Below are 12,340 nucleotides of genomic sequence, written 5' to 3'. Positions count from 1 at the left end.
TTATTATTTGTCCCAAGTATGTCCTTTTAAGCTTATGGCTGCTTTTAAAATATCTTTCTGACTAATTTGTCCTACCAATTTACCGTTTACTACTATTGGGAAACGTCTTCTTTTAGATTCTAAAAATTTATTGGCAGCATCAAACACATTCATGTTTCCATCAATAGTTTCAACATCTTTTACCATACGCTTTTCTACATTATCATTCTCCATTGGCATATTATAATATCTACTTTCACTAATTTGTTTCAAGCAATCTCCTTCAGAAATAATCCCAATCAATTCATTATTATCATTTACAACAGGGCCACCAGATATTTTTTTATTTATTAACGTTTCAATAACTTCTTCAACAGATTGTTCTGGTTTAAAAGTGATGAGATCTTTACACATAATATCACTAACTTTAAATGGAGCGTCTTCAGATGTATCTGATTGTTGCTTTCTAGCTCCTTGGAAACTCTTTATTGCCATGATGAATCAATTTTTTATTAATCTTAAATATACTTATTATTAATGAGTTATCCTAACTGATAATTTGCTGAGATTATTTTCTTATTTTTATAAAAACTAACCAACCACATCCAGTCATGTTAAAAAAAGTGTTTTCCATTATTTTAATTATTGCTGCTATTTACTGGAGTTTTTCAGCTTTATTGCCAAGCAATATTTCTTCTATAGACGCACCAAACAGTACCTTTTCTACACAAAGAGCGTTAATTCATTTAAAAGAAATTTCAAAAAACCCTCATTATGTTGGGAGTCCAGATCATGAGAGAGTTAAAAATTACCTAGTAAAAGCATTACAAGATTTAGGTTTAGAAACCGAAATTCAAGAAGGATATATCTTAACAGATTGGGGAACCATAACCAAACCAAAAAACATCCTAGCGAGAATTAAAGGTTTAGAGAATTCTAAGGCCTTGATGTTACTATCGCATTACGATAGTAAATCTCATGCGTCTTTAGGAGCAAGTGATGCTGGCTCTGGTGTTGTTACTATTCTGGAAGGGCTAAGGGCTTATTTACACGAAAATAAAACGCCAAAAAATGATTTGATTATTATGTTTTCTGATGCGGAAGAATTGGGCCTAAATGGTGCTTCTCTTTTTGTAAACAAACACCCTTGGGCTCAAGATGTAGGCTTAGTCTTAAACTTTGAAGCTCGAGGAAGTGGTGGTCCAAGTTATATGCTTATGGAAACTAACGGAGGAAATAAGGCCTTAATTTCTGGTTTTAAGGCTGCCAATCCACAATATCCAGTAGCCAACTCATTAGCTTATAGTGTGTATAAAAAACTACCAAACGATACAGATTTAACTCGTTTTAGAGAAGATGGAAATATTGAAGGGTTTAATTTTGCTTTTATAGACGACCATTTTGATTACCATACTGCTTTAGATACTTACGAAAGATTAGACCGAAATACCTTAGAACATCAAGGCAGCTACTTGATGCCTTTACTACATTATTTTGCAGATGCCAATCTTAATAATCTAAAAAGTGATACAGACGATATCTACTTTAATGTACCTCTTTTTAAAACAGTAACATATCCGTATTCTTGGGTTTTTCCAATGCTTATTATAGCCATATTGATATTTATAGCATTAGTATTTTATGGCATAAATAAAAGAACCTTAAATTCAAAACACATTGCTATTGGTTTTTTACCTGGAATTGCTGCTTTAATAATTAATGGTGGCATTGGGTATTTTGGATGGAAAATATTAACAACAATCTATCCTCAATACAACGAAATACTTCAAGGGTTTACGTATAATGGCACTACCTACATTTTAGCATTTAGTTTACTTTCTGCTGCTATTTGCATGTGGCTTTATAATAAAGTATATAAGCCAGAAAATACGGCAAGCTTAGTGGTTCCTCCATTATTCTTATGGTTAGTTATTTGTGGTGTCATTGCTTTTCAGCTTAAAGGTGCTAGTTTCTTTATTATTCCTGTTTATTTCGGACTTATAAGTTTGTTTGTACTTGTAAGGCAAAAACATCCTAGTTTAATTTTAATGACGTTTTTACTGTTTCCTGCTTTATTGATATTATCGCCTTTTGTTAAAATGTTTCCTGTTGGTTTAGGTTTAAAAACCATTATTGCTACTACCATTTTGGTGTCCTTAATTTTCTCATTATGTATTGGTGTATTTGGATTTTATAGATATAAAAACAGGTGGTCTTATATCTTATTTATTTTAGCTTTTTGTTGTTTTGTGTCTGCGCATTTAAATGCTGATTTTAATGAAGAACACCCAAAACCTAATAGTTTGGTTTATTACTTAGATATGGATAAAAATGAAGCTATTTGGACAACTTACGACAAGGTATTAGATCCATGGACTGAAGCATATCTTACTGACTCTCCAGATGAAAACCACGATATTTCAAAAATAACTTTTGCAAGCAAATACAATACGAATTTCACCTATAGTAAAAAAGCAAATATTAAACCTTTTAAAGAAACTTATGTGGATATACAAAAAGATACCATTATTGGTGAATCCAGGTATTTAAAACTTTTTATTTCTCCACAACGTGTTGTAAATAGAATGGATCTTTATGCCGATTCAACAAATGTATTTACCTCTTTTAATGTAAATGGTCTTGAAATAGAAAAAAACAAAGCAGGTTTTGTGTTTTCAGAAAGAGAATATAACAGACTGTTTGAATATTATGTGGTGGATAATAAATTTCTAGAAATTGAATTTAGCGTTCCTAAAAACCAGAAAACCACCTTCACATTTTATGACATGTCTTTCGATTTATTAGATAATGATTTGTTTAGAGTTGAAGAAAGACCCAATGAAATGATTCCAAAACCATTTGTAATAAATGATGCGGTGTTGCTTAAAAAAACCATTGTTATTGAATAAGTACAATATGAATAATTAACAGGATTTAAAGATATTAAGTGATGAATTTTTATAATTTTGAGATAAAAAAATAAGATTTTTATGAAAAGAGCCATTCTTCTATTTTGCATTACCATGTGTTTAAATTTAGGTGCAAATGCACAAAACACCCAAGAGTTATTAAAGCATTATGAAGCTTATTATAAACAAATGAAAACCCAAGGCGATATTCAAGGGGTTATTAATGGGCTAACACATTTAATTGTTTTAGAACCTTCTGATGCTAGACAAGACACTTTAGCTTTTTTATACATGAAAGACGGTAAGTTTACACAAGCTATAAATACCATTGGCGTAGAGCTCTTTGCAACAGATTCAGATATGGCTGTCGAGATTAAAGCGGTGTCCTTAAAATCTTTAAACCAGCCACAGCTCGCATTAAAACAATTTGAAGAACTATTTAGAAGAACTGAAAACGTAACAGTTGCTTACGAATTAGCAGAATTATATTTACAAACACAAAATATAACAGAAGCTTCTAAAAAAGTTGAATACGGCCTTTTACATGTAGACGACAACATTAAAAAAACGTTTTATGAAACACAACAGCCATATCAAGTGCCTCTAAAAGCTGCTTTTTTATATTTAAAAGGACTTGTAGTTTTTAACCAAAATAAAGAAACAAATATTGACACTGCTGTTTCATACCTAGAACAAGCATTAACTATAGCACCCAATTTCAATTTGGCCTTTGTAAGTAGAAATGCACTTTTAGGACAAAAGTCAAAAACAAAAGAATAAACATAATCTAATAATTATCTAAAACTAAAAACCAGCAATTTAGTGCTGGTTTTTAGTTTTTAATATATTTTAAAAATTACCATATTTTAACTCGATTCTCTGGAGCTAGATACATGTTATCTCCTTCTTTAACATCAAACGCTTCGTAAAAAGCATCTACATTCTGTAATGGCATTACAGCACGATACATACCTGGTGAATGTGTATTTGTTTTAATTTGATTTCTTAAAGCATCATCTGTGTATTTGGTTCTCCAGATAGTTGCCCAACTCATAAAGAAACGTTGTTCTGGTGTAAAACCATCAATGTCCTCAGGTCTCCCTTTTTCGTTTAAATACATCTGTAAACCATCATAAGCAGCATTAACACCACCTAAGTCTCCAATATTTTCTCCTAAAGTAAAATCTCCATTTAATGAAACATCAGGAAAAGCTTTTACTTGACTAAACTGTTCTGATAATTGTTTTCCTAAAACAGTAAACTCTTCTAAATCTTCTTCTGTCCACCAATTATTCAAATTGCCATTGGCATCATATCGAGAACCTGAATCATCAAAACAATGAGATATCTCATGTCCAATAACAGCTCCAATACCTCCATAATTTACAGCGTCGTCTGCTTGATAGTTATAAAATGGTGGTTGTAATATAGCTGCAGGAAAAACAATCTCGTTATATGAAGGCATAAAGTAAGCATTCACAATTTGTGGTGCCATATGCCATTCGCTTTTATCAACTGGTTTTCCAAGCTTATTTAAACTTTCATTAAAATTCCATTTAGAAGCATTATTTAAGTTTATAAAATAAGACCCACCTTCATCGACTCCTTTAATGTCAAGAGCAGAATAGTCTTTCCATTTATCTGGATAGGCTATTTTAACACTCATTTTTTGAAGTTTCTCAATAGCTTTTACTTTAGTTTCTGGTGCCATCCACTCTAAGTTCTGAATTCTATTTTCGAAAGCAATCATGATGTTTTTTATCATCAGTTCTGCTTTCTCTTTAGCTTCTGGCGGAAACATTTTGTCTACATACAATTTCCCTAAAGCTTCTCCAACTGTACCATTTAAAGTATTCAAGGCACGTTCATCCCTTGGTCTTTGTTCTTTAGAACCTCTTAAGTCTCTACTATAAAACTCCCAATTTGCAGTTTCCATTTCGGTTGTTAACTTTCCTGCTGCACGTCTAATTAAGGTCCAGTTTAAATAATCTTTCCAAACATCAACTTTATTTTCTTTTAATAACACATCAAGTGTTTTAAAATAACCTGGATCTGAAACTATAACTGTATCAATAGATGTTACACCAATACCCTTAAAATAAGCTTCCCAATCTACAGAGGTGGTCATTACTTTTAAGTCCTCTAAAGATTTTGGATTGAATCTTTTTCTGGCATCTCTTCTGTCTTCTTTTGTCATTGTTGATTTAGCCATTCGTGTTTCGAATTCTAAAATCTGGTCTGCTTTTAGCTTTGAAGATGCTTCTGTCTCACCAATATATTGTAACATCCTTGCAATATGTGCACGATATTTCTCTCTCTTTTCTTTCGTATCGTCGTCTTGGTCTACATAATAATCTCTGCTTAATCCCAAAGAACCATTACCAATATAACCAACGTTTAAATCACTATTTTTTGGATGAGAGCCTACTCCAAACCCAAAAAAGCCAGCCCCTCCTTGAGGTTCCATCTCTATTAAATAAGCTTGTAAATCTTCAATATCTGTAATGTTTTCAATTTTAGATAAATAAGGTTTAATAGGATCGATACCTTGATGATTTCTAGAAACCGTATCCATAATAGTCTGAAAAAGTTTTACAGCTTTCTCTTGGTCTGAACCAGGAAGAACTTCAATTTTTTCTAAATCTTTATTATTAGACATTGCAGATTTTAAAATAGACAAAGCGTCCTCGTCTGTTTTTTGTCGAAGCTCATCAAAACTTCCCCATCGAGTTCTATCTGCTGGAATTTCATTGGTATTTAACCAGGTTCCATTCACATAATTAAAGAAATCGTTGGTTGGTTTTATGGAGGTATCCATAAAATCTAAATTTATTCCCGGAATTTTTTCAACTTCAAGTTGTGCCATGTCTTTGTTTTGGTCATTTTTGCATGCAATTAAACCTGCTAAAGCTACAGCGCTAAATAGCGACAGTCTCATGTTTTTTTTGTTCATAGAGTAAGGGTTGAATATTAAAACGCGAAAAATACTAGTAATTACTTATTTAGATAAGCACATTAACAAAATCTTAATAAATCTAGCAACTTTACTAAGGTTTTTGAATTTTTTGAGATTCTCTTTCAATCTTTTTATTCATTTGAAGATTTAAATTTGAAAAAGAAACTAACACTTCCTTAATTGGAATAATTAATTTATCTGAAGTTGTATTTGAAAGATTTACTACACTCTCTAATTTGTATAGTTTTGTGTCTAAAGCAATTAATCTTGACATAACTGATGGCGAATTAACGCTTTCTGGAATGGTCTCTTTAAGATCAGTGATTAATGCTTCTAATATATCATGATTCTCTTTAAAATAAGATAAATTTCCCTGTTTTAAATTTAAAATAACACCTTCCAACTCGGTATACTTATTCCAACCTTGAATTTTTTTCTTAACTTTAGAATCTAAAACAAAATCTGTATAATTAAGCTTTTGTATATTCTTTTTAGAAACTAAAACAGTTGTATTGTTTTCTGTTTGTTGCTCATTTTTAGTGTTCTCTTCACAAGAAAACAGGCATACAATTAGGAAAAAACTTAAAATTAATTTCATGTGCAATTTATAAAGAATAGCAAATATATAGATTTCGGTTTTTTATATCCTATTGTTTAGCACATGTTTAATATTTAAAGCGCATTTTTTAAGTTAATTTTATAATACAACTATAAAAATCTTATTATTTTTGAAAACCAAATACTAAAAAATGATTCCTAAAATATTAATAATTGGTGCAGGTGGTCAAATAGGATCTGAACTAACTCAAAAATTAAGAAGCATTTATCCTGCAAATAATGTTATTGCTAGTGATATAAGCTACAATAATATTGAATTAGTTAATTCTGGTATTTTTGAAATAGTAGATGCGCAAGATTTTAGTTCTGTTAAAATTTGTGTTGAAAAATACCAAATAAATACCATTTATTTAATGGCAGCCATGTTAAGTGCTACTGGAGAAAAATTTCCAAGAAAAGCATGGGAATTAAACATGGAATCCTTATTTCATGTATTAGATTTAGCCAAAGAAGGCTTTATTAAAAAAGTGTTTTGGCCTTCAAGTATTGCAGTATTTGGACCCACAACTCCCAAGGAAAACACCCCTCAATGCACCATTATGGAACCTGCTACTGTTTATGGTATCACGAAAGAAGTAGGAGAACATTGGTGTGAATACTACCATAAACAATATGGTGTAGATATTAGAAGCTTACGCTATCCTGGAATTATTAGTTGGAAAACAATGCCTGGAGGAGGAACCACTGATTATGCTGTAGAAATTTATCACAAAGCAATAGCTGAAAAAAAATACGAATGCTTTTTATCTGAGGACACCGAATTACCAATGATGTTTATGGATGATGCTATAAAAGCAACAATAGCTATTATGGATGCCAAACCCGAAGACATAAAAGTAAAATCTTCTTATAACATTTCAGCCGTTAGTTTTACACCAAAACAAATCGCTAAATCAATACAAAAATATATTCCTGAATTTACTATTTCATACAACCCAGATTTTAGACAAAAAATAGCCGATTCTTGGCCTAAATGCATAGACGATACTAGAGCTCGCGAAGATTGGGGTTGGAAACATTCTTTTTCTTTAGATGATATTACTCGAGAAATGCTTACAAACCTAAAAGCAAAAGTTAAACAACCTGTTTAAGCAATTCTCGTTTTATTTTATCATAAATATTTTAAACCACAAAGTTTAAAATACGTAGTTTTTCGTATGTCGCATATCATAAAGTTACTTTATATTAGCCCAATAATCAATAAAACTTATTACCATGAATAAAATATTATTTTTTGCATTCTTACTTTCTACTTCAATCATGTTTTCTCAAAAAGCAAATGTTACAAAGGGCGATTGGGACAATTTAAAAGGGATTTCAGAGTATACTCTTGTGTTTGATTATTCTGATTTAGAAATTCCAAAATTCGATTCTGAAGAAGCCTTTTTAGAAGACAAAATGGCCAAAAGAGATGAAAAAGAACCTGGAACTGGAGAAAAATTTAAAGAATCTTGGTTTTCGGATAGAGAGAACTTTTACGAACCAAGATTTATTGAAACCTTTAATGATAGATATAAAGATGGTCTTGTAAAAGTGGACAGAGATTTAGGAAGTGCTGAATATACTATGAAAATTCACACAACTTTTATCTATCCTGGTTATAATGTAGGTGTTGTTAGAAAAAATTCTAAAATTGAAGTTACACTTAGTGTATATAAAAATGACAGTCCTGATGATGTTATCTTCGAAGTAGATTATACAAAAATTGAAGGTGCAGGTAGTGGTGGCTACGATTTTAATTCTGGACAACGAATTGCAGATGCTTATATAATTTTTGCGAGAGCATTAACTAAACACATGTACAAAAACACAAAATAAATATAATTCTCAAAAACAATTAAAAAGCGAGTCTAATTAGACTCGCTTTTTTCTTTTTCCATATTTATTAAATGTGCTAATGTTTTAACCAACCGGTCATGCTTTTTAACAAACGGATTTGTTTCATCCCAAACATATCCAGCTAAAACAGCACAAATTTGACGTTTCACTTCAGGATTTTCCGGTCTATGAAAGAATAAAGTTTGTAAATTACCCGTGTACCACTCTTTTACATAAGTTGCAAAAACATCAACCCCACGTTTTATATAATTGGTATAATCTTCTTCCCAGTTTACAGATTCTCCTTTTAATTCTTTAGTAATTAATTTTGCGGCTTTTAAAGCCGATTCTGTTGCAAACGTGACACCTGAGGAAAACACAGGATCTAAAAATTCTGCACTATTGCCCGTTAATGCATAACCTTTTCCATAGAACTGTTTAACAGCTTTAGAATAATTTCTAATACTCTTTGGTTCAAATAATAATGGTGCATCTTTAAATCTTTGGTAATAGTAATCTGACTCTTTAAGCATGTTTTGAAGACGTTCTGAAGTTGTCCCATTAAAAGAATCTATAAATTCATTTTTACCAACAAAGCCTAAACTTGTATTACCATTCGAAAAAGGGATTACCCAAAACCAGGTATCTTTATCAAGCACATCGAAAGTAATAAGAGTACCCTCTTCGCCTTCTGGTCTGTTAATGTCTTTTACATGCCCAAAAATGGATGAATGCACTGGTATTGAAGAAGGTTTATCTAAATCTAATAGCCTAGGTAATACTCGGCCATAACCACTAGAATCTACAATAAATTTTGCATGAATGTTATAATTATTTCCATCTGCATCTTTCACTGTTGTTATCGAAGATCCATCTGCTTCAAAAGTAACATCGACTACTTCATGTTCAAAAGAAACATCAACCCCTTTTTTTACAATCTCTTTGGCTAAAATGTCATCAAAATCAGCTCGTGGCACTTGCCATGTCCAATCCCATCCATCGGTATGTTTTTTACTAAAATCGAAATTACAAACCACATCATCTCTTAAAAAACGAGCGCCATTTTTTATTTCAAAATTGGCTGCTTTTAAACTCTCTAACAGGCCTACTTCCTCAAAGTGTTCCATACATCTAGGCAATAAACTTTCACCTATTACAAATCTTGGAAACAAACTTTTTTCAACAACTTTTATATTGAAACCTTGACTGTTAAGATAAGCTGCTGCAACACAACCAGATGGACCTGCGCCTATAATTAAAACATCTACATGTATATCGCTCATAGTCTTTATAGTATTAATTCATTTATTATTATAAATTTGCAGTCCAAAATAACTACTTTAGTTTTAGTTATTAAAAATAAATTAAAAAAATAACAGAATAAAATATAGATGCTAACATTTAACGGAAAATTACAAATAGAAGATTTTTACAAAGTTATTTTCGAAGACACTAAGATACAAATCGATAAGCAAGTTATAGAAACTGTTGAAAAGAGTTTTAATTTTTTAAAAGAATTCTCCGAAGACAAAGTCATCTATGGTGTGAACACTGGTTTTGGACCAATGGCACAATATAAAATTAAAGATTCTGAACGAATACAACTTCAATACAACCTTATTAGGAGTCATGCTTCTGGAACAGGAGAACCAATTGCTCCAATGTATGTAAAAGCTGCAATGTTAGCTAGGCTAAACACCTTGTCTCTTGGAAATTCTGGTGTTCATGTTTCTGTAATTACATTAATGACAGAGCTTATTAATAGAAATATCACACCTCTTATTTACCAACATGGAGGCGTTGGTGCTAGTGGCGATTTAGTACAGTTAGCTCATTTAGCATTAGTACTTATTGGTGAAGGAGAAGTGTTCTATAAAGGCGAAAGAAAAGCTACAAAAGAAGTCTTTGAAATAGAAAACTTAAAACCTATTTCTGTTGAATTACGCGAAGGTTTAGCTTTAATGAATGGCACTTCTGTAATGACAGGAATTGGTATTGTTAATGTTATTTATACCAGAAGACTACTCGATTGGATGACCTCGTGTTCAGCGTCAATTAATGAAATTGTTAAAGCTTATGACGATCATTTATCTTTCGAATTAAATCAATCTAAAAGACATGTTGGGCAACAAAAAATTGCTGAATCTATGCGTGAGCATCTAAAAGACAGTTCTCTTACTAGAAAAAGAGAGCACCATTTGTATTCAAAAAACGATGATGTTTCTGTTTTCGAAGATAAAGTCCAAGAATATTACTCTTTACGTTGTGTCCCTCAAATATTAGGTCCTGTTTTAGACACTTTAAACAATGTGGAGAATATTTTAATTGAAGAAGTAAACTCCGCTAACGATAATCCCATAGTAAATGTAGAGAAAAAACATGTCTATCATGGTGGAAATTTTCATGGAGATTATGTGTCTTTAGAAATGGATAAACTAAAAATTGTTGTTACAAAACTAAGCATGCTTTCTGAAAGACAACTTAACTATCTTCTTAATTCAAGCTTAAATAACATGCTTCCTCCTTTTGTTAATCTTGGAAAATTAGGTTTAAACTTTGGGATGCAAGGAGTCCAGTTTACTGCCACTTCAACAACTGCTGAAAATCAAATGCTTTCTAACCCAATGTATGTGCATAGTATTCCAAACAATAATGACAATCAAGATATTGTTAGTATGGGTACAAATGCTGCATTGATTACTAAAAAAGTTATTGAAAACGCTTTTGAAGTCATGGCAATAGAAATGATTACTGTTGTTCAAGCCATTGAATATTTAAAAGTACAAGAAAGTGTTTCTTCTAAAACTAAAAAGATGTACGATGAAATTAGAAATTTAGTTCCTATCTTTACAGAAGATGTCATCATGTACCCTTATGTAAATAAGGTTAAAGACTATATATTAAATCATTAAAAGCTATTAATCATGAAATTAAAATGTTTATTAATTGTATGCTTAATCATGGGTTTCTCTGGTTTTGCACAAGAGCTCGCACTTGCTAATCAAGATGGTAAATATGGTTATATTACCAAAACAGGAGATTGGCAAATTAATCCCAGCTTTAAAGTAGCTAAAAATTTCTCTGAAGATTTAGCCGAAGCTTCAAACGATGGAAAAACCTGGGGGTTTATAAACCGAAAAGGCGAATGGGTAATCCAACCTGCATTCGATAAAACAAAAGAATTTAATTCTGGAATTGCAGTTGTACTTAAAGACAAAGAGTGGTTTTACATTAATACTAAGGGAGAGCCAACTCTTACTAATGTTACAACAGAAAAATTATACGATTTTAAAGATGGTTACTCCATAATTAGACAAGGAGATTTTGTTGGTTTTATTAATACCAAAGGTGAAGTTGTGGTGCCTGCAAAATTTAAAAAAGCGTTCAATTTTGAAAACGGTTATGCCAAAGTTTTAGAAAATGAAAAATGGGGTTTAATCGATCCAACAGGAAACTATTTAGTAAAAACTGAATACGATGGGGTTAGCAACTTCTATAACGGTAATATTGTGGCTAATTTAGGTGACAATCACGGACTTATTATCAACAACGAATTTAAAGTAGTTCCTGGAGCTGAAGATATTTGGGATTTTTCTAATAATTCTGAATATACATATGCTAAGAAAGATGGCAAGATGGGCTTTATAAACAATAAAGGAGAATGGGTTATCGAGCCAACTTACGATAAAGCTCGTGCTTTTATTAATGGCTTAGCACCTGTAATGAAAGATAAAACTTGGGGTTATATCAACCCTAAAGGCGAAACAGTTATTCCATTCCAATATAGAGATGCTGAAATATTTAGTGAAGACGGATTAGCGCCTGTAAAATCTTCAAAATTATGGGGATTTATTAATACTGAAGGGAAATTAGTCATCGAAGAAAAATACGATATTACAGCTGGAGGTTTTTCAATTTTCCAAAAAAACAATCCAAAAGGCTTTTTAAATGGTCTAGCAAGAGTAAAGGAAAAAAAATCTTGGGTCTATTTAAATACGAAAGGCGAAGTACTAAAAAACTTGCAGTTTGAGAATTTAGAATTATTCCATTAATTAGAGTT

Annotated in this window: 10 protein-coding genes; 6 read left to right on the top strand and 4 right to left on the bottom strand. The window is 31.4% G+C overall.

The window, feature by feature from the left end; translation table 11 throughout:
• Positions 1–3: 3 nt before the first annotated feature.
• Positions 4–474 (bottom strand): CBS domain-containing protein, encoded by a 471-nt coding sequence (locus tag ACI5KZ_RS05680; protein ID WP_406847170.1) that lies wholly within the window; start codon positions 472–474, stop codon positions 4–6.
• Positions 475–590: 116 nt separating this feature from the next.
• Here ACI5KZ_RS05680 and ACI5KZ_RS05675 point away from each other — a divergent pair, with 116 nt between their 5' ends.
• Together ACI5KZ_RS05675 and ACI5KZ_RS05670 are read left to right on the top strand one after the other, a co-directional pair.
• The gene (locus tag ACI5KZ_RS05675; RefSeq protein ID WP_406847169.1) at positions 591–2,888 is read left to right on the top strand and encodes a M28 family peptidase; all 2,298 of its coding nucleotides are present in this window, start codon (positions 591–593) and stop codon (positions 2,886–2,888) included.
• Between the two features lie 81 nt (positions 2,889–2,969).
• On the top strand, positions 2,970–3,668 hold the full coding sequence (locus ACI5KZ_RS05670; protein ID WP_109309366.1) for a hypothetical protein: 699 nt from the start codon (positions 2,970–2,972) through the stop codon (positions 3,666–3,668).
• A 76-nt stretch (positions 3,669–3,744) separates the two neighbouring features.
• Here ACI5KZ_RS05670 and ACI5KZ_RS05665 read toward each other — a convergent pair whose 3' ends face one another.
• Entirely contained in the window at positions 3,745–5,841 is a 2,097-nt protein-coding gene (locus tag ACI5KZ_RS05665) for a M13 family metallopeptidase (protein WP_406847168.1), read from the bottom strand.
• Positions 5,842–5,935: 94 nt separating this feature from the next.
• The gene (locus ACI5KZ_RS05660; protein ID WP_109309364.1) at positions 5,936–6,442 is read right to left on the bottom strand and encodes a hypothetical protein; all 507 of its coding nucleotides are present in this window, start codon (positions 6,440–6,442) and stop codon (positions 5,936–5,938) included.
• Between the two features lie 151 nt (positions 6,443–6,593).
• Between ACI5KZ_RS05660 and ACI5KZ_RS05655 the strand changes: the two genes are divergently transcribed.
• Together ACI5KZ_RS05655 and ACI5KZ_RS05650 are read left to right on the top strand one after the other, a co-directional pair.
• Positions 6,594–7,553, top strand: coding sequence for an NAD-dependent epimerase/dehydratase family protein (locus ACI5KZ_RS05655; protein ID WP_109309363.1), 960 nt, complete (start codon positions 6,594–6,596; stop codon positions 7,551–7,553).
• Positions 7,554–7,677: 124 nt separating this feature from the next.
• Positions 7,678–8,280: a hypothetical protein gene (locus ACI5KZ_RS05650; protein ID WP_109309362.1), complete on the top strand. Its 603-nt coding sequence runs from the start codon at positions 7,678–7,680 to the stop codon at positions 8,278–8,280.
• A gap of 32 nt (positions 8,281–8,312) precedes the next feature.
• On the opposite strand, the gene ACI5KZ_RS05645 is transcribed toward ACI5KZ_RS05650, so the two are convergent.
• Entirely contained in the window at positions 8,313–9,563 is a 1,251-nt protein-coding gene (locus ACI5KZ_RS05645) for an NAD(P)/FAD-dependent oxidoreductase (RefSeq protein ID WP_406847167.1), read from the bottom strand.
• A gap of 108 nt (positions 9,564–9,671) precedes the next feature.
• Between ACI5KZ_RS05645 and hutH the strand changes: the two genes are divergently transcribed.
• Entirely contained in the window at positions 9,672–11,192 is a 1,521-nt protein-coding gene (gene hutH / locus ACI5KZ_RS05640; protein ID WP_109309360.1) for a histidine ammonia-lyase, read from the top strand.
• Positions 11,193–11,204: 12 nt separating this feature from the next.
• Entirely contained in the window at positions 11,205–12,332 is a 1,128-nt protein-coding gene (locus ACI5KZ_RS05635; RefSeq protein WP_165815825.1) for a WG repeat-containing protein, read from the top strand.
• The last annotated feature ends 8 nt before the right edge of the window (positions 12,333–12,340 follow it).

Source organism: Xanthomarina sp. GH4-25 (assembly GCF_045363175.1).
GTDB lineage: Bacteria > Bacteroidota > Bacteroidia > Flavobacteriales > Flavobacteriaceae > Xanthomarina.
The sequence above is the reverse complement of the archived record's forward strand: the minus strand, read 5'-3'. Positions and strand labels throughout refer to the sequence as shown.

Excerpts from the sequence above, each read along its gene's own strand:
- ACI5KZ_RS05680 (WP_406847170.1), bottom strand. The coding sequence starts at position 474 with ATGGCAATAAAGAGTTTCCAAGGAGCTAGAAAGCAACAATCAGATACA.
- ACI5KZ_RS05675 (WP_406847169.1), top strand. The coding sequence starts at position 591 with ATGTTAAAAAAAGTGTTTTCCATTATTTTAATTATTGCTGCTATTTAC.
- ACI5KZ_RS05670 (WP_109309366.1), top strand. The coding sequence starts at position 2,970 with ATGAAAAGAGCCATTCTTCTATTTTGCATTACCATGTGTTTAAATTTA.
- ACI5KZ_RS05665 (WP_406847168.1), bottom strand. The coding sequence starts at position 5,841 with ATGAACAAAAAAAACATGAGACTGTCGCTATTTAGCGCTGTAGCTTTA.
- ACI5KZ_RS05660 (WP_109309364.1), bottom strand. The coding sequence starts at position 6,442 with ATGAAATTAATTTTAAGTTTTTTCCTAATTGTATGCCTGTTTTCTTGT.
- ACI5KZ_RS05655 (WP_109309363.1), top strand. The coding sequence starts at position 6,594 with ATGATTCCTAAAATATTAATAATTGGTGCAGGTGGTCAAATAGGATCT.
- ACI5KZ_RS05650 (WP_109309362.1), top strand. The coding sequence starts at position 7,678 with ATGAATAAAATATTATTTTTTGCATTCTTACTTTCTACTTCAATCATG.
- ACI5KZ_RS05645 (WP_406847167.1), bottom strand. The coding sequence starts at position 9,563 with ATGAGCGATATACATGTAGATGTTTTAATTATAGGCGCAGGTCCATCT.
- hutH (WP_109309360.1), top strand. The coding sequence starts at position 9,672 with ATGCTAACATTTAACGGAAAATTACAAATAGAAGATTTTTACAAAGTT.
- ACI5KZ_RS05635 (WP_165815825.1), top strand. The coding sequence starts at position 11,205 with ATGAAATTAAAATGTTTATTAATTGTATGCTTAATCATGGGTTTCTCT.